Raw genomic sequence first — 26,737 nt, forward strand, 5'->3', positions numbered from 1 at the left:
GGTGATATAAAGTTAAAAAACTATATCGTCTAAATCACCCCCCGATAAAGTCTATTTTACACCGCTGGCCGGAATCTGTCTTTTTATACTTTTGACATACAGGCGCTTGATCGTTAAACAGATAAAAATTATGTAATTAAATTAGCTAAAATGAAAACAAAAGATTTCACAACAACCATTCTGGTTGATGCAACAGCACAGGAAGTTTTTAATGCCATCAATAATGTACGGGGCTGGTGGTCTGAAAATATTGAGGGTGATACGGACAAGCTCAATAGTGAATTTGTTTACCACTACCAGGATGTACATCGTGCAAGGATGAGGATCATTGAAATTGTTCCCGATGAAAAGATGGTTTGGCATGTCCTGGATAATTTTTTCAAGTTTACCAAAGATGAAAGTGAATGGAAGGATACCAGGATAATCTTTGAAATCTCCGGCAAAAACGGGAAAACACAGTTGACGTTTACACACGAAGGCCTGGTTCCTGAGTATGAATGTTTTAATGTTTGTCATGATGCATGGACACACTATGTGCAGGACAGTTTGAAAGACCTTATAGTGACGGGCAAAGGCAGTCCGACGCCTAAAGATGCCGAGGAAACGCAGTCTCCCGATCAACATGTTTCAGCAGAACAAACTGGTACGAAAAGTATTTGCCACAGGCTGCTCATTGAAGCGCCGGCAGAAAAAGTTTATGCTGCACTGACCACACAGGGAGGACTTGCAGGCTGGTGGACGCCAGAAACGACTGCGAAGGCTGAGACTGGGAGTGTTTCAAGGTTTGCATTTGGGCCCACCTATTTTAAAGAAATGAAGATAGAGGAACTTAAACCCTATAGCCGCGTAAAATGGCTTTGTCTTCATGCTTATGAAGAGTGGATCGGCACCACGCTTACTTTTGAACTAGAGCCACACGCAAGGGGGTCGATATTGCTCTTTCATCATGATGGATGGGCGGCTTATACACCGGAGTTTGCCTCATGCAGCTACGACTGGGCGCTCTTTTTCCGAAGCCTGAAATCTTATTGCGAAACTGGCAAAGGCTTTCCATATCCGGAATTTAATAAATAAGGTAGCAGATGATAAACACTAAAATGAAACCGGCTGAATTTATTGCATTATCAGCCTGCACTATGATGCTGACAGCTTTAGGGATTGACATTATGCTCCCGGTATTTGGCGAACTCCGGAGGCACTTTGCCCTCCAGCCTCAATCAACCGCTACAGCACAAGTTATTTCATTTTTCTTTATGGGACAGATCGCCCAGATTATTTTTGGGCCGCTTTCAGACCGTTTTGGGCGACTGGCGATCCTGCGGATAGGTTTTCCGCTATATATCATTGGTGGTATAGCTGCAGCCTTTGCCCCAAACCTAGTGCTCATGTGTGCGGCCCGCTTTGTGGCTGGAATGGGTGCTTCAGCTGTTTTTATGACTACCATTGCAGGTGTTCGCGATCGTTTTGCCGGGGACAAGATGGCCCGCACGATGTCCCTTATTCTAACCATATTCCTGTCTACCCCGGTATTTGCTCCTTTTTTGGGATTGGCGATACTATCCGTTGCATCATGGAAAATGGTATTTCTTACGCCATCGTTATTCGCGGTTATCGTATGTGTATGGTCGCTCCGGCTGGAGGAGTCGCTTCCTCGGGGTGAACGCTCCTCATTGCATTTGGCAAGTCTTCTCAAATCAGTCCGGGAGGTTCTCGGCAACCGCACATTCATCAGGTACACAGGAATAACCACCATCCTTTTTACTGCTTTAAGCTGTTACGTATCCAGCTCAGAACATATTGTTGGCGAAATATACGGCAGGCCGGAAGCATTTCCCTGGATCTTTGGCGGCATGGGGCTTCTGATGTCTTTTTGTACTTTAATGAATTCCCATCTTTCATCAAAGTATGGAGCGAGGCGAACTATCAAAGGGCTCCTCCTGCTCTATTTTATAATAGCCGTTTTTTTATTATTGCTGGTATTAATCACCAGAGATCCGCCGGATATGCTCCTATTCTTTGTTGTCATTGCCATGCTGATGGCTATCAATTTAGCTGTCGAGCCCAATAGCAGCGCTTTGGCCATGGAACCTATGGGGAAGATCGCAGGAATGGCCTCGGCTGTTTATGGTACAATTTTCTTTTTTATCGGATCGAGTTTGGGCTCGGTTATTAGTCACTTACTGATAAAAGGCGTATTCCCTCTTATTCTAAGCTACTTTGTGATCGGGCTTATTGCTGTACTACTGGTTTTTAACGACCGCCGCCCCGTCCGGAAACAACCCACTTAGGTAATCCGGCGCAATCGTTGAAAGCTAACCCTTATATGGGAGGCGTCAGACATTTACCAATACTTTTTTTGATTACATGGCTGAATTTAAATTAAAAAGATCAGCTGATAAATCTGTAAGATGCTGATTTATAGAAAAAAGCCTTAAACTTGTTTAGAAAGCGTATTTTTTTAAATTTATTAGCAGGTAAATAATTTGCACCAATATATTTTTTTTATATCTTTGCGTCCCGTAGCAATCAAGGCTATGGGAAAGATACCAAGTTCGGGGTGTAGCGTAGCCCGGTATCGCGCCACATTTGGGATGTGGAGGTCGTAGGTTCGAATCCTGCCACCCCGACAAAATCACCTGGAAAGGTAGTTTAATATTGACCAGTAAAAAGAAGATACCAGTTCGGGGTGTAGCGTAGCCCGGTATCGCGCCTGCTTTGGGAGCAGGAGGTCGTAGGTTCGAATCCTGCCACCCCGACACAACAATAAAACCCTTTAGATCGTAAGATTTAAAGGGTTTTTTGTTATAGTCGAATCCGGAGATAGTCAATAAGGTTTTTTTGTTAAAAAATGTTAAACCTATTTGAAAATTTTATTTTGTTTTCTTGATTTGTTCCGTCAAATTAAAATATTGAAGAGACATTTTTTTTAAGCTATTATTATAAATTCTAGTGTTTAGATCATGTTAACAAAATTCTCAATTACCCACCTTCCTGCAAGGTTCAGATTCTTATTATTTTTCCTGTTTTTTTTTGCATCCCGCCTGGCATTATATGCGCAAAGCCCAGCTGCAAATATTGATGGGCAGTCCAGTTTCACGGCAAAACTGATCAATATCGAGGCTGCAACTAGTGAAACATTCCGTTACAATACCACCTTGCATAATGGATCCGGGAAACCCGCAGTATTCGAGTTTAAAGCCAATCTGCCCATTGGCTGGATGATCAGCTATAAAGTTGATGGCAACCAGGTTACCTCGTTAAATATGGATGCCGGAACTACCCGGGATGTATCCATCGAGGTCAATGCAGCGGCAAGTACTGCACCTGGCAAATACAAATTGCCCTTGAAGGCAATAGCTAATGCAGATACCCTGTCCCTTAATCTGGAGGCTGTGGTAAAGGGATCCTATGGAATAACCTTAACCACACCAACCGGAAAGCTGAGCGAAGAGCTTACCTCTGGCAGCCATAAGGAAATTCATCTGGAGGTAAAGAACTCAGGTACGCTGCCATTAAACGACATTGAACTTTCCTCTCAATTGCCCAGCAATTGGGAAGCCACTTTTGAACCGGTAAAGATTAAGCAACTGGAACCAGGTAAAACCCTGGCCATCACAGCAAAACTTAAGGTTCCTGATAAGACTATCGCTGGAGATTATGCCGCTACCTTTACCGCAACAAACAGCAATGGCAATTCCCAGGCTGCCTTCAGGATGGTCGTGACAACCTCATTGCTCTCGGGATGGATCGGTATACTGGTTATCCTGGCGGCCATTTCCCTGGTGTATTACCTCATCCGCAAGTACGGCAGAAGATAGAACAATGAAGGATCCTATCATACAACTCAAGGGCCTGACCAAATGTTATGGCCAGCAAAAGGCGGTTGATAATCTGAGCCTTGACATCTATAAGGGTGAGATCTTTGGCCTGCTGGGGCCAAACGGAGCAGGCAAAACAACTACGATTCTGATGATGTTGGGGCTTACTGATCCAACAAGTGGTTCTGCATTTGTCTGCGGTCATAACGCCACAAATAACCCCATTGCTGTGAAGCGAAAAGTTGGCTATATGCCCGATACCTTAGGTTTTTATGATAACATGACTGCATTGGAAAACCTGATGTATATTGCCAGGCTAAACGGGCTGACCGAAAGGGAGATTAGGAAACGCACCGTAGAGACGATGGAGATAGTGGGACTTTCCCCGGTTTTAAATAAGAAAACATCAACCTTTTCCAGGGGTATGAAACAGCGTTTGGGCCTGGCCGATGTATTAATTAAGCAACCTGATGTGATCATCCTTGACGAGCCGACCCTGGGAATCGATCCCAGCGGCGTACGCGAATTTCTGACACTGATTAAACGTTTAAGCATAGAGCAGGAGTTAACGGTTCTGCTTTCCTCACATCACTTACACCATGTACAACAAGTATGCGACAGGGTAGGGATCTTCGTGAAGGGCAAGCTATTGGCCCAGGGCAATATCGATACCTTATCAGGCAACATGTTTAGCAATAGTGAGCATGTAGTATCCATTAAATTAGCTCATGTTGTTCCCCTGCCCCGGTCGCTGGAGCAGGAGCTGGAACAATGGGAGGCCATTAAGCAGATCACGATAAATGAAAAGACAATAGAATTTGAATGTAAACAAGACATTACGCCAGCACTGGTCCGCTTTTTTGTGGAAAAGGGATACGACATCCTGGGTGTACATCAAAAAGACTATGGTCTGGATGACATTTATCAAAAATATTTTGAAGACATTAACTGAATACAATGAAGAGTCAACCACTTTCCAGCCCTTTTAAGGTGATGGTTCGCAAAGAAATGGCAGACCATATCCGAAGCTGGCGCTTTATCGTACTGATCGGACTGATCATATTAACATTCGTTGCATCGATGTATGTATCCCTGGGCAATATCCGATCGGCCATAGGCAATGCCAATGATCCGGACCACACTTTCTTGTACCTTAAACTTTTAACTACTACTGATAACTCTATACCGCCCTTTCACGTGTTCCTAAGCTTTCTGGCGCCCTTATTAGGTATCAGTCTGGGATTTGATGCCATCAATTCTGAACAGAACAGCGGAACACTGACCAGGCTTATGGCACAACCCATTTACAGGGATAATTTACTACTTGCCAAGTTTATAAGTGCCCTGATCATGGTAGGCACCCTGTTCCTGGTACTCACCTTGCTGATGACAGGGGGAGGGCTGGTCCTGACTGGGGTAAGGATGGAGCCGCAGGAGCTGCTGCGTATACTTGGGTTCATCGTGATCAGCACTACCTATGTTGGTTTTTGGCTGGCTTTGTCCATTGTGCTGTCTGTCAAGTTCAGGCAAGCGGCAACCTCGGCCCTTACGGCAATAGGTATATGGTTGTTTTTTACGGTATTTTACCAGATTGTGATCAACCTGGTCATCAGATCTTTTTTGCCTGATCCCACTTTTTTGACACAAGATCAGATCCTGCGCTATAATGAGTTCATCCTGGATCTATTGCGCATCGCACCCAACCAGCTTTATACAGATGCCAGCACTACACTGTTGATGCCTTCCGTTCGAAGTCTTGGTCCGATGACAATGGAGCAGATGGCCGGGGCAATACCCGCACCTTTGCCATTCAGGGAGAGTTTAATGATCGTATGGCCACAGGTAAGCGGGTTAATAGGGGCAACTTTAGCTTGCTTTGCGCTTGCCTACTACCTGTTCATGCGCCGCGAGATCCGGAGTTGACATTTCTACAGTGCCGCTTTAATTTTTTCTGTAACTGTTGCGTATTCAACGTCAGATAGCGTAACTTTTTGTGGGTTCATTTCAAAAACGCTGCCAAATCCATATCCATCTTTATACTTGGGAACAATGTGCATGTGTAGATGAGATAGGGTATCCGCATACGCTCCATAATTGATTTTATCAGGATTAAATACGGCAGCAATAGCTTTTGCTACCTTGGCTACATCTTTCATAAATGCATTACGTTGCTCGTCGCTCAATTCATGAAATTCAACTCCATGGTCTTTGTAAACCACATTACAGCGTCCGGGATGTGATTGTTCTTTAAATAGAAACAATTGAGATACAGATAAATCTCCGATTTTAATCATTAAACGATCTAGCGTTTCATTGTTCTGGCAGTACAAGCATTCTGAAATAGGCGTAGGCATAATATTATTTAATTTAATTGTGCCACTAATCTAATGAATTTTAATGTTCTTAAAAGTTTATCCTATTCTGGAATAAGTTGATCTTTGGCTATTAATTCCTTAGCTTTTTCCAGCAATTCATCCCTGCCTTCAATAATACCCTTAATAGTTGGCCTGATCACCCGATCAATTTTAACGCCTACCCTTTGAGTGGGGCTGCCATCAGGGTAAAATACACCTATTCCCGAAATCATGGTATAAATGCCGCCTGGCAATTGAATCTGAGACACATTCCCATCTGCCCCTGCTGTTGTGCTGCCAATCACGGTAACCTGTTGTGCACTCTGAAATGCCATGGTGGTGTATTCCGCCTGACTTTGAGCTGTCGAGTTAACAATCACTACAACCTTTCCAGGATAAGCCTCTTCTTTGCTTCCTCCGTTATTTAGCGATGGGGAATACATAAACAAACCGGGATGGTCGAGCGTGCTACTGCTGAATTTCACAAAAGGCGTATTAGCCGATTTGAGGTAATTCCCAAATGTAAAAGGCATGAATTCTGAAGGATAACAACGCATATCAACAATGATTCCCCTCGTATTTTTAAATAGTGTTTTGATTGCAGGCAAATCACTGTTTCTATACCGGCCAGGAAAGATATACCCAATATTGTTATCCAGTAATTTGAAACCTGTATTTTCTAGTTTGGAATTTGAATTGGCAAAATAGTTTGCTTTAAGTCCTTTGATACTCTGCTCTGTTTTTTTTCCTGCCCTAAGCAGGTTAACGTTGAACAGATCTGACTGTCCACGAAGCAGGAAATTAATGGGCAGATCGCGCAGTTGCGTATCATAATTGGATGCGGCGGTATAGGGGAGAAAGTATTTAACCAGTTCTGCTGTTGATCTGCCATTGATCTCCGATATCACATCACCAATAAGGAATTTTTGTTTAACGCCGAGTGTATCACCGAAAGCATAGTCGGTAACTACCAGTTTATTTTCAATAAACTCTGCCTTAAAGGGTAACTTATAGTTACCTTTAAATTCCTCGAGAGCGGTATTACTACTCCAGATATTGGCATGGGTATCGTGAATACTTGCGATTAGTTTTAGCGTGGCCAATACGTATTCGCGTTGGTCCTTTGCCTTTACAAAATCTGGAAGCGAATTGTTCAGTATGGTATTCCAATCTGTTCCAATCACATCCTTGTATGGAAAAAAGTAGTTGATCATGCTCCAGTACCGGTATAAGCTTAGTAGTCGATACCCGGCATCCGGATAAACCATTTTTGCGTAAGATTTCTCATTTTCAAACTTCGGGTTTCCCACCCCTTTGAAGAACGATAAGTAATAATGGGTATTGGGTTTCTTACTGTTTTTAACTGTAGTCAGTTTTTCCGTAAGTGATTTGGAAAATATTGAACCATTGAGTAAGTTCCCATAATCGGGTTTAAAAGCAATCTGTGTATTTGCTGGAGTATTCACTTCTACAGCCGGTTGAGTGGCCGGTAGTTTATCAAGCCATTCTTCAAGTACCTGGTTTAGTTGAGCGTTATTGGCAGCGGCAATGATCTTCGGTAAATGCCTGAATAGTTCTGCATCCCAGTTATAATCGCCATTGGCTACAGATGGATGGTGATATTTTAAGAAACCCCAGAACTGTCCCCCTAGCATCAGGTTATGCTGTATCTGGTTAGTTAGTGCGAACGGCGATATACCCGAAGAGGAATTAAAGGCTGTATCCAAAGTTGCTTTCCTTAAGTCGGCTTTTTTTTCCGGGACTTTTGCAATGGGTTGATCGTCTATAAACAATTCGAACCCGTCGAACCAGGCTTTTCCATCGCCAACCAGTAATCCTCCAATGTGAATTGACTTTGCCGCGTTCGCGTCGTAAGCAAGTCTGATGGTATATTGCTTCCAGTCGGTATTGCCTTTAACACCCCTATCTGCCATGTTGTCAAAAGCAATTGTTGGCTGTTCGCCATCTATACGCATCCAAAGACCTGCATAGCCTGATTTCACGTTTTCTGTTTTTATATAGCCTTTAAGTAGAATCTCTCTGCCTTCGAAGGTTTTAAGCATCGGGTAATCAATGGCGTAAAAGCCTGTCTTATTGTTTATATTCAGAACTGAAATAGAATGCTTTCCGGAATGCTTTACGATAGGATCAAGTTCGGTAACATATGCTTTTTTTTGATCCTCATTAAAAGCAAAGATCCAGCCTTTTGGTATTTTTGAACCAGCAACCAACTCCTCTGCATCAATATTAAATCCCTGTTTTTGAGCACATGCAAAAAATAAACTGCATAGAAGGGAAAGCATTAAGAATGCTGAGCGCGTTACGAGCGTTATGGAAGTCTTCATCATCAATAAATGGTTTGAAGTATCAAGATACATTTATTTAAAACCTTTACAGTAATTGTTTTAGTGAGGTGTTAAATGTATTGTGTGATTTATCATTTCGCCCTGGCGTGGCCATACATCTGCCACGCCTGGCCATATACTACATACCTGAACCAATATTGCGCTATAATTGGGCTATCGCGGAATAGGCCAAACATAGCGGAAACATAGCGCAGCTATAGCGGAACGATAGGGGAACAGGATATGCACAGGAGAAGGAGTGGAGGATCAAGGGGAATTTATAAATAAAGAAGCCTGTAAATACAGGTTTTACAGGCTTCTATATTAAATAATATTTAACGTTTTTTGCTTTTTTTATTTAGCAAAATAATTTCTCAGTTCGCCGGTGTTCTCTGCATAGTTCCAGCGGATCTGGTCTGCTTTGCCATCGCCGTTGATATCTGAAAAGTAGAAATTGGTATTTGCACTTTGCGAGGTACCCCTTAGTGAATATATAGGTCCGTCAAAGACATTGCCTGTTGTTGCGAAATAGACTTTCAGCTTACCCAGGTAAAGGTCTGGTCGCCAATAGATCTTGTCGGCACGGCCATCACCATTTACATCTGCAAAATAAAATACGGTCGAAGCCGCGACACTGGTTGCTCCCGAATTGCTGAAGGTACTGGAAGCAGTGAAAGTACCGTCCCCGTCAGACAGGTAAACCATGGTTTTGCCTGAATTTAGAGTGGGGTGCCATAGTATTTTATCGGCCTTGCCATCTCCATTTACATCCGCGTAATAGAAAGTGGTTCCGCCAGTTGTGCTGGCACCTTCCGCACCGTTAGCCACAGTCCCGCTAAAGCTGCCGCCCGAAGTAGCTAAGTACACCCTTGTTTTACCCGAATCAAAAGTGGCATTCCAATAAATTTTATCGGCTTTGCCATCACCGTTTACGTCAGCAAAATGATATACAGTGGTCGTTCCTGCGCTGGTTCCCTCAGGATTGTCAACAACTGTTGAACTGAAGTTCCCGCTTGTGGTAGCGAGGTAAACCCTGGTATGACCGGAATTTAAAGTGGGGTTCCATAAAATCTGATCGGCCTTGCCATCACCATTTACATCTGCATAATGATACCGGGTGGTACTGAGCGTTGAGGCGCCCGCGGTATGTACAACGGCAGGTGAGGCGAAGGTGCCATTGCCATTGGAAAGAAATACCTGGGGTTTGCCGCTATCGTAGGTTGGGTTCCAGTATATTTTATCTTTTTTCCCATCCCCATCTACATCAGCAAAATAAAACTGGGTATTGGCACTGGCACTTTTTCCATTTGCATCGGTATGTGGGCCGCCAAATACGCCCGGAACATAAGTTGCAATAACCGGCCAGTGATCTGAAGGCCAGTAACCGCCATAGCTCGTGGTAATGACATTCCAGCTGGTAAAGCCCATGCTCCGGTCGCTCATGATCCAGTCGAGTTTTGAATTGCCGGTGGCATCCCAGCCATGAAAGGTCAGGTCACCGGTGCTGTCACCTAGCGCATCTACTACGTCAAGTCCGTTTTTAAGATCCGACATCTCTGTAGTACCTGGCTGGGCATTAAAATCACCAAATACAATTACCGGCAGGTTGTCGGTATTCTGGGCATTTACAAGCGCAACCAGTGCATTGGCATTTGCGATCCGTGTAGGTTGCGAATCAAACTGCCAATGGCTGTTGCTGATAAAATACCTGTTGGACGTGATGTTATCCAGCAATACTACCCAGGTAGCCGTATTGATGATGGGTGAGGCCCCTAATCTTGCGGTACCACTTCTTTGGAGCGTAAACCTGGCGGTTTTATAGAAAATAGCCTTAGGTGTAGTGGTGATAGCGGTGCTATAGTATTCACCGTAGCCTAAGGTGGCCATTTGGGCCCTGAACCAGGTTTCAAAGAAATCGTCAGAAAATTCCTGTACCCCAAAAACGTCGGGATTATTGTCAACAATAATCTGGCGGATATTTCCTTTTCGCTGGTCAAGCGTTTGGGGATCACCTGCGGCATCGTGCCTTACATTAAAAGACAAGACTTTGAAAGGGCTTTCGCCGGCTAATAGCAATTGGGCATCGGCGGTTGTTCTGGGCGGGGCCTGAGCTGCATCTTCCTTTAAATCGGTAAGCAGGGCTTGTTTACATCCTGCAAGGCAAAAGCCAAGGCCCAATAGCATCAGGGCCTTTTTGAGCATTAAATTTGTTTTTTTCATGTTGATGTTTTTAATTAATATTTAGTTTTTGGTTAAGAATTCTTGTTAAAATAAACCACTCATCCCCATGATGTATCGCTGTTGCTACCTCACCTAAATACCTTTTACATCAATCTCTTTTGCTAATAAAAAAATATAATTCAATGTTTATAAAGTACTAATATAATATTTTTTAATAAAAATAAATGTTATGAAACTAATAAATAAATATTATGAAATTATAAGGTTTTTTAAATAAAGGTTATATTGGCCTGAAAAAATAAAGCTGTATGTATAAAAAAATCTTTGTATTGGGTTTAGGTTGTCTGCTGATCACAGGTGTTGCTGAAACGGCATTGGCATCAGGTAATCACTTGCCTGTGGTTATACAAAAACCGGCAGAACCGAAAGACTTAATCGGACGCTGGGACATTACCGTTGATGAGGATGGTAAGCCGGTTCCTTCCTGGCTGGAAGTAAAGCTTTCCGGCTATAGTACTTTAGTGGGATACTTTGTGGCGGCTTCGGGAAGTGCGCGTCCGGTAGCCGAAGTTAAATTCGATAAGGGTAAATTTAAGTTTGAGATTCCACCGCAATGGGAAAAAGGTACACAGAATTTTACTATTGAAGGTGAACTGACCGGTTCAGGAATACAAGGTACCCTGATCAACAGCGAAGGAAAGAAATACAGCTGGAAAGGGGTAAAGGCGCCTTACTTAAAAAGGACAGCAGCGCCTGTTTGGGGTAAAGCCATTGATTTATTTAACGGAAAAGACCTGAGTGGCTGGAAGGCGACAGGCAAAAACCAGTGGGAGGTAAAGAATGGTATTTTGACTAGCCCAAAACCCGGTTCAAACTTAATTACCGAGCAAAAATTTAATGATTTTAAACTGCATGTAGAATTTAAATACCCTAAAGGTGGCAATAGCGGGGTGTATTTAAGGGGACGTTATGAGACCCAGATTGAAGACAGTCCTAAAGATGCCCATCCTAACAGCGTATTATTTGGTGGTATTTATGGGTTTTTAACAGCCAATGAAATGGCAACCCTGGGGCCTGATCAATGGCAGGCTTATGACATTACTTTAGTGGGCCGTATGGTAACCGTAATAGCCAATGGTAAAACAATCATTAGTAACCAGGAAATTCCCGGCATTACCGGTGGCGCACTGGACAGCAATGAGGGCGAACCCGGATCAATTTACCTACAGGGCGACCACCAGCCCATTGAGTTTAGAAAAATAGTGATCACGCCTGCTAAATAATAGGGTTTATATATATATAAAAGCCGGCTAATTATAATTAGCCGGCTTTTTTGTTTGAAAAAACTATGGCTGTTTTTTAACTAAGACTGATTAATTGTTTTTAAGTCAATTTTTTTAATGGCAGCATAGCGTTTTAATGCTTCCAGATAGTAATAATCCGCATAATTTAAAGGCGTGTCGATCTCCGAATTGTACAGGAGCGCACCTACACTATGTTTCAGTATGAAAAACTGGTTCTCTCCGGGTTTAGCCAGATATTCATCTGAGGATAATGTTTTGAGGATGTCTTCGGCAAATTTAAAATATTGCTGGCCATCTTTTACCTGGGTACTTAGGTCTAACAAGGCAGCAGCGATTACGGCGGCAGCGGAAGCATCACGGGGCGACCTTTCGCGGTTGTGCACATCAAAGTCCCAAAGCGGAATTTTATCAGCAGGCATGGCAGGGTGGTTCATGATAAAGGCCGCAATGCGTTCTGCGTGTTCAATGAATTTTTTGTCTTTGGTATCTCTATAGCTCATGGTATAACCGTAAAGGCCCCAGGCCTGCCCGCGTGCCCATGCCGATTCGTTGGTAAGGCCCTGATGGGTTTCACGTTGCAGCACTTTCCCCGAAAGGGTATCGTAACTGATCACATGATAGGAACTATAATCTTTTCTGAAATGGTTTTTCATGGTGGTAAACGCATGTGTTTTAGCCGCATCAAACCATTCCGGTTTATTGAATTCCTTTCCTGCCCAGTACAGGTACTCCAGGTTCATCAGGTTATCAATAATTACAGGATACTGCCAGTGACCAAAATCCCATGAGCGGATGGCACCCACTTTTTTATTAAAGCGGGCGTACAAATTGGCAGCACCATTTTCTAATGGCTTCTGGTAAATTTTATCTCCCGTAATGCGAAAAGCATTTCCGTAGGAACAGTATAACATAAAGCCCAGGTCATGCGTATCCTTTATATATTGCATGGTATCTAATGCCAGGGTAAATCTTTTGGCTTCATTTGCTAAATTTTTGTCACCTGATAATTCGTACCCATACCATAAGGTTCCGGCGAAAAATCCGGTTGTCCAATCCCGCGGCGGCGCCAGTCTTACCGTTCCATCGGGATTGACCGACCTCGGGTTCATCCCTGGGGTATAAGTTTGTGCAGCCCTGCTTAACTGATATACTGCGGTTTTGGTCGATTTTTTTAGCCAGTCATCCCCGTTGCTTTTTGTGGCTGCCATTCCGTTTGCTGTGCCTATTAATGCAATAGATGCAACAAACGCACTGAGTAGTGATTTCATAAATATCTGATCTAAGTTTTGTTTTATTACTAAAGATGAAGGTAGGAAGTGTAAACCAGGCTGGCTTTAAGTATCGGATATATTCGTTTAGAAATTGATGAATGTCTGATTTTTTAAACATCATCCTGGAACTTTTTGAAATACTTTAGCGGATTAAATCATGCTGGCAGGTATTTTTGTGAAAAAAATGCGGGATTAATCAAAAGTGATAGCATTTTAAACAATACCTAAATCCATTGTGATAAGAGTGCTATACATTCGTTTTGTCAATGGACCAAATTATGTAAAACCAAAAAATTTATGAAACGATTTTTACTGCTATTAATTATTGTTGCGGGTAACCTTACGCTCTATGCCCAAAATACAACTACAAAAGGAGTTGTGTCTGACGCCGCCGGTGAACCGCTTATGGGAGTAAGCGTATCTGTGAAGGGAACAACCAACGGAAGATCAACAGGTGTGGATGGAGGTTATAGTATAACTACCAGTAAGCCCGATGCGATATTGGTTTTCTCCTATATGGGTTATAAAACTGCAGAGGAACCTGTAAACGGTAGGACTACCCTTAATGTAAAACTGGCTTCTGATACCAAAACCATGAATGAAGTAGTGGTGATAGGTTATGGAACAGTAAAACGTAAAGAACTTACCGGCGCCATTTCATCCGTAAAAGGAGAAGAGCTGAGCAAAGTGCCTGTACAGAACGTAGCCAGTGCACTGGCCGGACGTATTGCAGGGGTACAGGTTGCTGCAGCCGATGGTACACCTGGCTCAAGCCCGTCTATCACCATCAGAGGTGGAGGTTCAATTACACAAAGTAATGAGCCACTTTATGTAATTGACGGGATCCCGCAAACGAATGGACTGGGTTTTCTTGATCCTATGGATGTGGAAAGCATGGATGTGTTGAAAGATGCTTCTGCGACTGCGATATATGGTGCCAGAGGTGCTAACGGGGTAATTCTGGTTACTACCAAGCAACCTAAAGCTGGTAAGCTGACTTTATCGTACGATATGTATTTTGGTGCTAAAGACGTTACGAAAATGCTGCCGGTTTTAAATCCGTATCAGTATGTATTGTTACAATATGAAAAAAGTCTGGGAAATGCTCCTGAGGAGGCTAAGTTTTTAAGTAACTACGGTGCATTTGCAGATCTGCAAAGTTTATACGGAGATAAGGAGGGGGTAAACTGGCAGGATGAACTGTTTGGCGGCACGGCCAATAGCCAGTACCATAAATTTGGTGTGGGGGGTGGAAACAAAGAAACCCGTTTCAACTTCTTTTATTCTCATAACAACGACGAAGGGATCATGCTGAACAGTGGTTCCAAAAAGAATGTTGCCAAATTGAACGTAACCCACAATGCGGGTAAAAAATTAAAAGTAATGGGGATTATCAACTACTCCGATCAAAATACCTTTGGAGTAGGTACCCGGGAAGGCAATACCCGGTTTAACCAGTTGCAAAATGTGTTTCAGTTTCGTCCAACTTTTGGGTTAAAAGGCACAGATGCGGATCTGATAGGCATGGAAGAAGATCCTTATTTACAGGATGACAGTGGCAATACCTTACAAAACCCAATCATCAATGCCCTTTCTCAGCAAAGAACGTCGGCCAATAAGGTCCTGAATTTAAACGCCTCTGTAGACTATGAACTGTTTAAAAACATTACTTACAGGGGTTTGGTAGGTTTAAGAACTTCGGGTACAAAAACTAAAATATTTAACGATTCCCGCTCAGTGAATGCGAAACGGTCGGGCGGGCCAAATGGTTCGATTGCCCAGTCGGACAGAAACGACTGGAATTACAGCAATACTTTAACCTATTCTAACCTGTTTAATCAGGTGCATAAACTGGATGTATTGGTTGGGCAGGAACAATTGTATTCGAAATCAGAAAATTTCAGTGCCAGCTCAAATAGATTTCCAGACCAGAGCTTAGGGCTGGACGATCTGTCGCAGGGTGTTTTACCTGGAATCCCAACTTCGTTCTCTGAAGATGAGAAAATGTTTTCCCTGTTTTCGCGAGCCAATTATACCTATAAAGGCAAGTATATTCTTTCTGCAAGTTTAAGAGCGGATGGTTCATCCAAATTTGGCTCGGACAATAAATACGGTTATTTTCCTTCAGGTGCACTTGCATGGCGGGTAATTGAAGAAGATTTCATGAAAAAGATTCCGGTGATATCTGATCTGAAACTGCGTTTAAGTGTTGGAGTAGCCGGAAATAACAGGATCCCTAATTATCTTTCTCAGGCGCTGTTCCAGTCTGGTTACTATCCTTTAAACAATGAGAATGTAATTTCGGTGGGTTCGAGAACATTACCTAATCCGGATCTGAAATGGGAAAAAACACGCACACAGAACATTGGTCTGGATGTAGGTTTCTTTAACCAGCGGATCCAGTTGACTGTTGATGCCTATGACAACCGCACAACTGATCTGTTGCTAAATGCTGATGTGCCTAACCTTTCGGGTTACAGTACCATGTTGATCAATGTAGGCTCTACCAGTAACAAAGGGGTTGAGTTCACTTTAAATACTGTAAATATTAAAGATGCTGGTGGCTTTAGCTGGAATACCACATTTAATATGGGCTTTAATTATAATAAAGTAATTTCACTGGCTAGTGGAAATGAGTTTATGTATGGCGCTGCAAGCTGGGGCGGTTTACAGGAAAAGGACTACATTATACGTGTAGGTGGTGCTGTAGGCAAAATGTTTGGTTATAAATCTAACGGCTTATACCAGGTAAACGAATTTGATTATAACCCTACTACTAAAGTTTATACCCTGAAAGCGGGGATTCCGTTTGATGCGAACAATGTACCAAAACCAGGCTTTTTAAAACTGGTTGATCAGACGGGCGACGGAACGATAAATGCTGACGACAGGGTAGTGATCGGAAACGCAAATCCAAACTTTATCGGGGGGATGAACAACACCTTCTCTTATAAAGGTATTGATCTGAGTATCTTCTTAAACTGGTCTTATGGCAATGACGTGTATAATGCCAATAAGCTGAATATGAGTCAGACAAATCTGGATTATAAAAATGCATTTGGTTACGTAGCTAACCGCTGGATGAGTATTGATGCTTCCGGACAGCGCGTAACAGACCCGGCTGCTTTAGCGGCATTAAACGAGGGTAAAACCATACCTCTTTATAATGGTGCCGGTACTGGCTTAAGGTTTTACGACCAGATGGTTGAGGATGGGTCATTTCTGCGCATCAGTAATGTAAGTCTGGGTTATACTTTGCCAAAAGCATGGTTATCCAAAGTAAAGGTGTCAGGAGTAAGGGTATATGTTACTGGTTATAACCTGCATACCTTTACCAAATACTCCGGCTATGATCCGGAAGTAAGCACAGCAAACAGTACCGGCCTAACCCCGGGTGTTGATTTTGGTGCTTATCCAAGAACCCGATCTTTTGTTGCGGGCCTAAATGTTTCTTTTTAAATTCAAGACTGTAAGATCATGAACAAATATTTTAAAACTACTGCTATCAGAACTGTTAAATTAATAGTTGTAGCATCAGCAATATTGGGTATGCCTACTTCCTGCAAAAAGTGGCTGGAAGAAAAACCTGCATCTTATTATGCTGCAGATACCTTTTTTAAAGATGCCAATGAAGCCAAAATGGCCGTGCTGGGTGTATATGAACCGATGTCGAACAATAACACCTATGGTTTCTACATGTCGTTGGTATTTGACATCGACAGTGATATTGCCCAGATGGACGGAACAGGTTTGAGCAATGATCCCCGGGTAGCTGCGCATTATGCAATGACACCGGTACATATTTATGTGGCCGCATGCTGGCAATTGCTCTATAAAGGGATAGACAGAGCCAACCTGGTCATCGAAAGGATCCCGGAAATGGACCTGTACAAGAATGGTACGGATGCCCAGAAGAAAGACCTGGCACGTTTACTTGCCGAAGCTAAATTTTTAAGGGGACAATATTATTTTGACCTGATCAGGTTATTTGGTGATGTACCGATGAAACTGAAGCCGACAGCAGCAACAGATGACCTGCAACTGCCAAGGACCGATCGTGAGCTGGTATACGACCAGGTGTTTAAGGATATGAATGAGGCCATTCTGGATCTGCCATGGGCTTCCCAGAAACCTGTGGATGAGCGGATCAGCAAAGGGGCGGCCAAGGGTATGCTGGCCAGGGCAGCGCTGTACAGGGCAGGTTATTCTTTAAGGGCAAATGAACTGATGGAACGCCCGGCTAAGTATAAGGACTATTATGCCATTACATTAAAGGAGACAAAAGAGATCATGGAATCGGGTGAGCATGTATTGAACCCAAGCTACGAGCAGATTTTTAAAAACCACTGTAAACTGATCCTTGAACCTAAGGAAAGTATGTATGAAGTGGCCTTGTATAACCTTGATGGTGGTTTGGCGAACAGTGGTGTAATAGGCACCTGGAATGCCCCGGTAGCAGCCGACAAAAACCCTTACGGCAGGGCAAACTCTTTTTACAAGACCACTGCATTGTTTCAGAAAAGTTATGCAGCCGGCGATTTGCGAAGAGATGTTGCGGTAGGTACCTATCAGCTGGATGTAAATGCAGTGCAGGTGCCTTTTACAGGAACCAATGATTCCAAATGGGCACCGGGCAAATGGAGAAGGGACTGGCAGAACACCGGCCCTAAAGATCTGAACAATACAGATATCAACTGGACCTTACTGCGCTATTCGGATGTGTTGCTGATGCGGGCCGAAGCTGAAAATGAAATTAACGAAGGACCTAACAGTGATGCTTATCTGGCGGTTAATATGGTACGCCGAAGGGGCTTTGGCAAACCGCTGTTGACTGCCGATGCTGCGGTTGATTTGCCGGCCGGTTTAAATAAAACTACATTCCTGACGAGGTTGCAAACAGAGCGTGCTTACGAACTTTGTTTTGAAGGTACCAGGAAATCTGATCTGATCCGGTGGAACATACTGGGTTCAAGTTTAAGGGCTGCACAGGCAGCGCTTAAAGTTTACAGGAGTAACTATCCTTACGTGGCAGGGACCAACTTTGTTGACAATAAACATGAGCTTTATCCGGTCCCTCAAGGTGAACGTGATTTAAATCCTAATCTGAAACAGAATCCTAAATATTAATAATGGGTAAATTGAAATTGATTTTACCGGGTTTGCTTGCTGGCATGGCCTTCATGTCCTGCCAGCAGCCAAAGCCTGCTGAAAGTGCTAAAAGACCGAACATCGTGTTCATCATGACAGATGACCATACCATTCAGGCCATGAGTGCTTATGGCAGTAAGCTGGTAAAAACACCTAACCTGGACAGAATTGCCAAAGAGGGCATGCTGTTTAACAACTGCTTTGTAACCAATGCGGTATGCGGGCCATCCAGGGCTACCATACTTACCGGCAAATACAGTCATTTGAACGGGCTTACCGACAATTCGAAAGTGTTTGACAGTACACAGGTCATCTATCCTCAATTACTGAAAAAAGCTGGTTATCAGACCGCTATGATTGGCAAATGGCACCTGGGGTCTAACCCGATGGGCTTCGATTATTACAGTATCCTGCCAAACCAGGGCCAGTACTATCAACCTGAATTTCTGGAAAATGGCAAACTGGTGAAAGAAAAAGGATATGTTACTGACCTGATCACCGATAAGGCCATTGGTTTTCTCGAAAAGAGGGATCATGACAAGCCGTTTATGATGATCTACCAGCACAAGGCGCCACACCGCAACTGGCTGCCTGCGCCGCGCCACCTGGGGATGTTTGATGATACCGTTTTTCCGGAACCGGCGAGCCTGCTGGATGATTTTAAAGGCAGAGGCAGGGCAGCAAAAGAACAGCTGATGAACATTTCTACAGACATGTGGCCTGCCTGGGACCTTAAAATGCTGTCTACTGCGCAGCTGGATTCTATGGCTAAACTGCCAAATACCGCTAAATTTAAAGATGCCAAAGGCGACGACTATCAACAGGCCAATGATCCTTCATTGGATAAGGCCCGTTTTTTTGAAGTATACAACCGCATGACTGATGTAGAAAAGGTGCAGTGGAGAAAAGTATATGACAAAAGGGTAGCTGAATTTAAACGACTGAACCCTAAGGGAGCCGACCTTGTGCGCTGGAAATACCAGCAGTACATGCGCGATTACCTGGCCTGTGTGGTTTCGGTAGATGAAAATGTGGGCCGTTTATTGGATTATCTGAAGGAAATAGGAGAGCTGGACAATACAATTATCGTGTATACTTCTGACCAGGGCTTTTACCTGGGCGAACATGGGTATTTCGACAAGCGGTTCATGTATGATGAGTCTTTCCGTACACCATTACTGGTGAGGTATCCGCCTTCTGTTAAAGCCGGATCGGTTAGTAATGCTTTTGCAATGAACCTGGACTTTGCACCAACCTTACTGGACTATGCAGGTGTAAAAATACCTGCCGATATGCAGGGCGCCTCCTTGCGGCCGGTTTTGGACAATGCAGGTAAAGCACCAGAAAACTGGCGTAAAGCTGTATATTATCATTATTATGAATTTCCAAGCTGGCACATGGTAAAAAGGCATTATGGCATCAGAACAGAACGCTATAAACTGATCCATTTTTACAATGATATTGACGAATGGGAGTTGTACGATATGCAGAAAGACCCACATGAGATGCAAGACCTTTACGGTGATAAAACTTATGAGCCGATCATTAATGATTTGAAAACGCAGCTGAAAAAGCTGCAGGTACAATATAAAGATACGAACCCAACTGAAGCTTTATAAAATAGATAAAGATGAAATATAACAATTTGAAATATTTCCCTGCTGCATTTTTAATGGTGCTGGCACTGGCTTCCTGCTCTTCTCCGGAAAAAAAACAGGAACGTCCGAACATCCTGATGATCATGTCTGATAACCAGTCCTGGAACCATGTGGGCAGCTATGGTGATAAGACTGTACGTACGCCTAATATGGACAGGATTGCGAAAGAAGGGGTACGCTTTACCAATGCATTTTGCAGTTCGCCTTCCTGTACGCCTGCAAGGGCAGGTATGCTGACCGGCCAGGACATCTGGAGATTAGAAGATGGGGGTAATTTATGGGGCGTATTACCGGTTAAGTATAAAGTATATCCGGATTTGCTGGAAGAAGCTGGTTATGCGATAGGTTTTCAGGGAAAAGGCTGGGGGCCAGGTAGCTTTGAGGCCAATAAACGTCCAAGAAATCCGGCTGGTAATAAATTTGATAGTTTCGGTGCGTTTTTAAAGGATAAAAAAGATGGCCCATGGTGCTATTGGATCAGTAGTCATGAACCTCACCGTCCTTATGTGGAAGGTTCTGGCGAAAAAGCCGGTATCGATCCAAATAAATTACAAGTTCCTGCTTATCTGCCTGACCATATCAGTATAAGAAAAGACATTGCAGACTATTATGCTGCGGTTGAAACCTTTGATCGTGAGCTGGGTGAGGCCCTGGAACAATTGAAAGCGAGTGGTGAGCTGGACAATACGGTAATTGTGGTATGCAGTGACAATGGCTGGCAAATGCCACGCGGTCTGGCCAACTTGTACGATTTCGGTACACATGTGCCGATGATCATCTCCTGGCCAGGTAAATTCAAGCAAAATGTTGTAGTAGACCATCTGGTTACCTTGAATGATCTGGCACCTACCTTCCTTGAGCTGGGAAAAACAAAGATACCAGCTGAAATGACCGGCAAGAGTTTATTGCCGATTGTAACGAATGGAAAAGAAGAAAAGTCAAGAGATTTTGTGGTATTGGGTCGCGAGCGTCATGCCTTCGTTCGTCAGCATGGTCTTGGCTATCCTGGCAGGGCAATCCGTACTAAAGATTACCTTTACATTAAAAATTATGAGCCGGATAGATGGCCGGCTGGTGATCCACCGTTTTATGGAGACATTGATCCCTACATGTTCAACTGGCCGGGTGAAACTAAATATTACCTGATAGAACATAAAAATGATCCGAAAGTAAAGCCTTTCTTTGAATTGGGAATGGGCAAACGTCCGGCAGAAGAACTATTTGATATCAATAAAGATCCGGATGAATTACACAATCTGGCAGCGCTTCCGGAGTATCAAAAAATTAAACAGGACCTGGTTGCAAAACTGCGCAATTATTTAGTAGAAACGAAAGATCCTAGAGAAACAAATGGCAATACACAGATCTGGGATACTGCTGATTATTTTAGTGAAGTAGATAAAACGCCAAAACCGAGTAAAGAGATGCAAAAGCGTTTTAACCTGGATTCCAGCTATAATTATTTAAAGTAAACGCTTGGTTATGCTGATTTGATAGCTGTTGGTGGAAATTAAAAATAAAGCTTATCTTAAGCAGGATTAGTGGATGTATTAAGCGCTGGCGTGATGATGAAGAATGCTGTATATAGTTTTTTGTTGGTATTATTGTTGGCAGCCGGCAGCACTGCGCATGCCCAGGCTGATCTGGGGCAGCCTGTAACGCGTTATTTCAGAAGTGTTTCGGTAGATAAGGGACTTTCCCAAAGTACGGTCTTCACTATGGTACAGGATACGTTGGGCTTTATGTGGATGGCTACCCAGGATGGGCTTAACCGGTATGATGGAGAGGTATTTACAGTGTACCGGCCCTCTAAAGGGGACAAAAAGAGTTTACAGTCCAATTACATCAGGAGCCTTTACCTGGACCGTAAAGGTTTGTTATGGATTGGTGGCAATCAAGGCATCAGCCGCTATGATTATGCCAGCAATAATTTTCAGAATTATAAATTACCAAGGAAAGCGGGTGAATGGTATATCTCCTCCATCATACAAGATGCGGAAAACCTGATCTGGGCCAGCTCTACCACAGGTGAACTGTTTTATCTCGATCAAAATACGGCACAGTTCAAACAGGTTAATTTTGATGCAACGGCCTATGGCATCAAAAGTGTAAGACACCTGGCTTTGTTAAAGAAAACATTACTGGTGGGTACAGATGTGGGCTTATTTAAAATGAATACGGCCAGCAGGAAGCTGACTTCAATTGCGCTCGGATTAAATAAACCCAGGATCAATGAGCTTTTTATAGAAAAGCAGTTGTTATGGATAGGTACTGAGGGTCAGGGACTGATCAGATACAACCTGGCTACGGGAGCTGTACAAAACTACCGGCACCAGGTAAGCGGTAAGGAGAGCCTGGCAGACAATGATGTAAGGGGAATTAATACCGACGCCCAGGGGAATCTCTGGCTGGGTACCTTCAGGGGGCTTTCTATCCTTGATCCCAAAACTGATGTTTTCCAGAATTACTATCACCAGGCTTCCATACCCTATACCTTAAGCCAGAATTCTGTGCGTTGCGTATACCCCGACAAGCAACAGGGCATGTGGCTAGGTACTTTTTATGGAGGTGTCAACTATTACCATCAGAATGACATCAAGTTTAACCTGCTCAACCAGAATACAGGTCGGCTTTCTTTGAATGACCAGGTGGTTAACCTGATTAAAGAAGACAACAAAGGCGATTTCTGGATCGGTACAAACGATAAGGGCTTGAATTACTGGAACCGTAAAGCCGGAACCATCAGGTATTATACCTATAAAGAATCTGATCCGAATTCACTGAGCTCAAACAACATCAAGTCAATCGCTTTTGACCAGGGCGGCAAATTACTGGTAGGCACACATAACGCAGGTTTAAATTACCTGGACCCGGTAAGCGGCAAGAGTAAAGTATTCCGACATTCCGCCAGCGATCCGAAAAGCATTACAGGCGATATGGTCTATGCCTTACTGAAAGACCACCAGAACAGGATATGGGTGGGCACCAGGACAGGGCTGGACCAGTTTAATGTGACAGATCAGTCATTTACACACATTTACATTGACAAAGCCGGGAACCGTTTAACTTCAGATGAGATCACTTATTTGCTGGAGGATTCCAAAAAAAGGATCTGGATAGGTACAACAAACGGGGTAAACCTGTTTTATCCGGAAAATCTCCTGTTCGATACTTTTCCGGGCACATTGCTAAGCAATGATGTAGTGAATTGTATTGCTGAGGACCACAAAAAGCGAATATGGCTGGGCACCCGTGATGGTTTAAATCTTTATGATGAAAATACCCGTTCCTTTGTTACTTTTAATACCCGCAAGGATTTTCTTAAAGGTACCATTTATGGCATACAGCCAGATGATGATGGTTACCTTTGGATATCTACCAATAAAGGTCTGGTAAAATTTAATCCGGATACCCGTAAAATCCAGGTGTTTGACAACAAGGATGGTTTGCAAAATAACCAGTTTAATTTGTATGCTTTTTGTAAGGCTGCTGATGGAATGATGCTTTTTGGGGGCATAAATGGGATTTCTTATTTTTACCCCAAAACCTTAAAGCAGGATCCGCTCCAGTTGAAGCTGACTTTTACAGGACTGGAGGTATTCAATAAAACCGTTGTTCCTGACGATGGTTATGGTATTTTGGACCAGCACATTGACCAGGCAACTAAACTCACTTTCGGGCATGAATTTAAGCAGTTCAGCATTTTCTTTAATGCCTTTAACTACATCTCGCCAAACAGAACCAAATACCAATATAAACTGGAAGGTTTTGACGCCGGCTGGCAACTGACCGATAATGTAGCTAAGGCAAGCTATACCAACCTGGAGCCGGGGAATTATGTATTTCATGTAAAAGCTATTGGCCCGCTGGGAGAAAGCAGTGCTGTAAAAAGTCTGGAAATAGTGGTATTGCCACCCTGGTGGAACAGCAACTGGTTTTACCTGTTGGTTTGTCTGCTGGTTTCGGCTGCCGGATACATGGTTTACAAGGTGGTTTCTGAGCGGATCAGGACTTTGCACCAGTTAAAACTGGAACGAATGGAAAGGGAGAAGGTAGATTCCATTAACCAGATGAAGATGGAGTTTTTTACTAATGTTTCTCATGAATTCAGGACGCCGCTAACGCTGATCCTTGCCCCGCTGGAAGAGATCATGAATAAGCCAGTGGCAGATAAAACACTGCGGAAACAACATGAACTGATGATGCTGAATGCAAAACGCCTGTACCATCTGGTAGATCAGCTGTTTGAATTCAAAAAAACGGAATTGGGTACCAAAAAACTGAAAGTAAACAAAGCAGATATGGTGAGTTTTGTACATGAGGTTTATGGCTCATTCATCACGCTGTCTGATAAAAATAAGATCAGGTATACCTTCAATTCGACAGAAGCCAGGCTGCCTTTTTATTTTGATAAGGACTCTATTGAAAAAATACTGTTCAACCTACTCTCCAATGCCTTTAAGTATACTCCCGAGGCCGGGTCAATAACTGTTGAACTGTCCAGAAAGAACAATGACGCGGTGATTAAAGTAAGTGATACCGGTATTGGTATCGATGCATTGCATCAGGAAAGAATATTTGATCGTTTTTACCAGGTAAGCGGAGAGGAAATGAACCTGGGTTCGGGAGTTGGGCTTGCATTTACCAAACGCCTGGTAGAGCTGCACCATGGAACGATAACGGTAGAAAGCGTGTTGGGCAAAGGCAGTGTGTTTGTTGTGCTGCTACCCCTTGCCGATGAACAATATGATGCGGACGAACACAGTTCAAGCCAGCGTTACGAACTGTCTGTTGAAAATGAGCGGCAAAGCGGTATGCCGGAGGAAGAGCAGACCGGATATGCCCTAACCGCGGATGAAGGGCAAGAAAAAGAAAAGCTTTTGGTGGTTGACGATAATCCTGAAATTGTGGATTACCTTAAAAATTATTTCAGCAGTACTTACCAGGTTAGTGTTGCCTATGATGGCAAAGAGGCGCTTGTGCTGCTGGAAGAAGATCAGGTAGACCTGATCATTTGTGATGTGATGATGCCTGAGCTGGATGGCATTCATTTCTGCAAAAGGATAAAACAGAATATCCAGACCTGTCACATTCCGGTGGTGCTGCTGACGGCCAGAAATGAAACCAATCACCAGATCAAGGGCCTGGAAGTAGGAGCAGATGATTATGTGACCAAACCCTTTTCAATTGCTTTATTGGAGGCAAAACTGCAAAATATCAGCCGTTCCAGAAAAAGGTTAAAAGAGTATTATTCCAGTTCTACGGATATCATCCCTGAGAATATTGCTTTCAATACCCTTGATGAAGACTTTTTGCGGGAAGCCATTGCCATTATTGAGTCGCACATTACCGAATCAGATTTTTCAGTAGATAAGTTCAGCAGAAAAATCGGCATGAGCCGTTCCAATCTGTATTTAAAACTTAAAGCGATTACCGGCGAATCTGCGACAGATTTTATCAAAAGGATCCGCTTTAAAAAAGCGGTGGAGCTGATGGAATCTAAGCAATATACCATAGCGCAGGTTGCCTATATGTCAGGCTTCAACTCACCTTCCTATTTTTCGACGGCCTTTAAACAATATTATGATTGTATGCCTACCGAATACCTGGCAAAAAAGGATATGGAGCGCGATGAATAAGGTTTAGCACAAAACTTAAATCATAAAAGACAATATTGAAATCCTTTAGCGGTCATTAGTACTAATTTCGATGTACAATAATTGAAAATTAGAAAAAATTGACAAAGTCTTACGCAATCGGAATTGATGTTGGCGGCTCATCTTTAAAATGCGGCCTGATAAATAATGAAGGGGAGATCATCTACTCTTTCCTGTTTCCGTTAAATAATGTGGTAACAGAGGGGGAAGTCATTGCGCTGATCAACGCGGCTATACGTAAATGTGTGGAGCATGCGCCGGCACAGGTAATTGGCGTTGGCATAGGTTTTCCGGGAATCGTAGATCAAAATGTAGTGATCGGCGGTGCAGATAACCTGCCGGGATTTGAAAACCTAAACCTGGGCAAGATCATTGCCGGCTCTACCAGTTTAAACGTTGTGATAGACAATGATGCGAACATGATGGGCTGGGGAGAGCTGATTTACGGCTCAGCCTGCAATTGTACGGACGTAGTATTTATTACTGTAGGAACAGGGATTGGTGGAGGATTGATCATCGATGGAAAACTTTACGGAGGGTATAAAAACAGGGGTACTGAGCTGGGGCATATCACCATACAGCGGGGAGGGACCAAATGTTCCTGCGGGTCATCCGGCTGCTTTGAAGCTTATGCTTCTGTAGCTGCGCTGATCGGTGATTATGCCGCACTTCATGGAACAGAAAAGGCTGGCATTACGGGTAAAATGATCGTAGACAATTATCTTGCAAATGAAGTGCAGGCAATTACAGCCATGGAAAAACATTTCGACTATATGGCAACAGGAATTGCCAGTTTTGTAAATGTGTTTAGTCCGCAAAAAGTAGTTGTGGGTGGTGGCATTAGCGAATCCGGCGGTTTCTACATCGAAGAAATCAAAAGGAGGGTAATGGAGCTTGCCATGCCAGGTACGGTTCAGTATACCCGCATTGTAGCCGCAAAATTAGGTAACTGGGCCGGCCTGCTGGGCTGTGCAGCCAGGGTGTTTTCAAAATTCAATTGA

The 26,737-nt window shown here is 43.4% G+C and carries 16 protein-coding genes and 2 tRNA genes; 14 read left to right on the forward strand and 4 right to left on the reverse strand.

The annotated features are described in order from the left end of the window. Positions 1-150 precede the first annotated feature (150 nt). From R2Q85_RS01220 to R2Q85_RS01250, 7 genes are all read left to right on the forward strand, one after another. On the forward strand, positions 151-1,074 hold the full coding sequence (locus R2Q85_RS01220; RefSeq protein WP_316809910.1) for an SRPBCC domain-containing protein: 924 nt from the start codon (positions 151-153) through the stop codon (positions 1,072-1,074). 8 nt (positions 1,075-1,082) lie between these two features. Continuing rightward, positions 1,083-2,288 (forward strand): MFS transporter, encoded by a 1,206-nt coding sequence (locus tag R2Q85_RS01225; RefSeq protein WP_316809911.1) that lies wholly within the window; start codon positions 1,083-1,085, stop codon positions 2,286-2,288. A gap of 265 nt (positions 2,289-2,553) precedes the next feature. Then, positions 2,554-2,627 (forward strand) — tRNA-Pro (locus R2Q85_RS01230). Positions 2,628-2,682: 55 nt separating this feature from the next. Further along, positions 2,683-2,756: transfer RNA gene (locus R2Q85_RS01235), tRNA-Pro, on the forward strand. A 204-nt stretch (positions 2,757-2,960) separates the two neighbouring features. Next, complete coding sequence (locus R2Q85_RS01240) at positions 2,961-3,818, forward strand: NEW3 domain-containing protein (RefSeq protein WP_316809912.1); 858 nt, start codon at positions 2,961-2,963, stop codon at positions 3,816-3,818. Between the two features lie 4 nt (positions 3,819-3,822). Continuing rightward, a complete protein-coding gene (locus R2Q85_RS01245) occupies positions 3,823-4,770 on the forward strand; it encodes an ABC transporter ATP-binding protein (protein WP_316809913.1) in 948 nt (315 codons plus the stop codon). Positions 4,771-4,775: 5 nt separating this feature from the next. Further along, positions 4,776-5,741: an ABC transporter permease gene (locus tag R2Q85_RS01250; RefSeq protein ID WP_316809914.1), complete on the forward strand. Its 966-nt coding sequence runs from the start codon at positions 4,776-4,778 to the stop codon at positions 5,739-5,741. A gap of 5 nt (positions 5,742-5,746) precedes the next feature. On the opposite strand, the gene R2Q85_RS01255 is transcribed toward R2Q85_RS01250, so the two are convergent. From R2Q85_RS01255 to R2Q85_RS01265, 3 genes are all read right to left on the reverse strand, one after another. After that, positions 5,747-6,172, reverse strand: coding sequence for an HIT family protein (locus R2Q85_RS01255; protein WP_316809915.1), 426 nt, complete (start codon positions 6,170-6,172; stop codon positions 5,747-5,749). A gap of 62 nt (positions 6,173-6,234) precedes the next feature. Next, complete coding sequence (locus R2Q85_RS01260) at positions 6,235-8,520, reverse strand: S41 family peptidase (protein ID WP_316809916.1); 2,286 nt, start codon at positions 8,518-8,520, stop codon at positions 6,235-6,237. A 351-nt stretch (positions 8,521-8,871) separates the two neighbouring features. Next, a complete protein-coding gene (locus R2Q85_RS01265; protein WP_316809917.1) occupies positions 8,872-10,737 on the reverse strand; it encodes an FG-GAP-like repeat-containing protein in 1,866 nt (621 codons plus the stop codon). A 269-nt stretch (positions 10,738-11,006) separates the two neighbouring features. Between R2Q85_RS01265 and R2Q85_RS01270 the strand changes: the two genes are divergently transcribed. After that, positions 11,007-11,981 carry a DUF1080 domain-containing protein gene (locus R2Q85_RS01270; protein WP_316809918.1) on the forward strand — a complete coding sequence of 325 codons (975 nt, stop codon included), beginning with the start codon at positions 11,007-11,009 and terminating at the stop codon, positions 11,979-11,981. A gap of 80 nt (positions 11,982-12,061) precedes the next feature. Here R2Q85_RS01270 and R2Q85_RS01275 read toward each other — a convergent pair whose 3' ends face one another. Continuing rightward, positions 12,062-13,270, reverse strand: a complete 1,209-nt coding sequence (locus tag R2Q85_RS01275) for a glycoside hydrolase family 88 protein (protein ID WP_316809919.1) — start codon at positions 13,268-13,270, stop codon at positions 12,062-12,064. A 300-nt stretch (positions 13,271-13,570) separates the two neighbouring features. On the opposite strand from R2Q85_RS01275, the gene R2Q85_RS01280 reads away from it, so the two are divergent. The 6 genes from R2Q85_RS01280 to R2Q85_RS01305 all read left to right on the forward strand — a co-directional run bounded on the left by R2Q85_RS01280 (position 13,571) and on the right by R2Q85_RS01305 (position 26,737). Then, entirely contained in the window at positions 13,571-16,732 is a 3,162-nt protein-coding gene (locus R2Q85_RS01280; protein WP_316809920.1) for a TonB-dependent receptor, read from the forward strand. Positions 16,733-16,750: 18 nt separating this feature from the next. Beyond that, positions 16,751-18,400 carry a RagB/SusD family nutrient uptake outer membrane protein gene (locus R2Q85_RS01285; protein WP_316809921.1) on the forward strand — a complete coding sequence of 550 codons (1,650 nt, stop codon included), beginning with the start codon at positions 16,751-16,753 and terminating at the stop codon, positions 18,398-18,400. A 2-nt stretch (positions 18,401-18,402) separates the two neighbouring features. Further along, positions 18,403-20,040 carry a sulfatase gene (locus R2Q85_RS01290; RefSeq protein ID WP_316809922.1) on the forward strand — a complete coding sequence of 546 codons (1,638 nt, stop codon included), beginning with the start codon at positions 18,403-18,405 and terminating at the stop codon, positions 20,038-20,040. An 11-nt stretch (positions 20,041-20,051) separates the two neighbouring features. Continuing rightward, positions 20,052-21,551 carry a sulfatase gene (locus R2Q85_RS01295; RefSeq protein WP_316809923.1) on the forward strand — a complete coding sequence of 500 codons (1,500 nt, stop codon included), beginning with the start codon at positions 20,052-20,054 and terminating at the stop codon, positions 21,549-21,551. Between the two features lie 93 nt (positions 21,552-21,644). After that, the gene (locus R2Q85_RS01300) at positions 21,645-25,718 is read left to right on the forward strand and encodes a two-component regulator propeller domain-containing protein (RefSeq protein ID WP_316809924.1); all 4,074 of its coding nucleotides are present in this window, start codon (positions 21,645-21,647) and stop codon (positions 25,716-25,718) included. A gap of 98 nt (positions 25,719-25,816) precedes the next feature. Further along, positions 25,817-26,737 (forward strand): ROK family protein, encoded by a 921-nt coding sequence (locus tag R2Q85_RS01305; protein WP_316809925.1) that lies wholly within the window; start codon positions 25,817-25,819, stop codon positions 26,735-26,737.

The organism is Pedobacter heparinus (assembly GCF_032678725.1).
Taxonomy (GTDB): Bacteria; Bacteroidota; Bacteroidia; order Sphingobacteriales; family Sphingobacteriaceae; genus Pedobacter; species Pedobacter heparinus_A.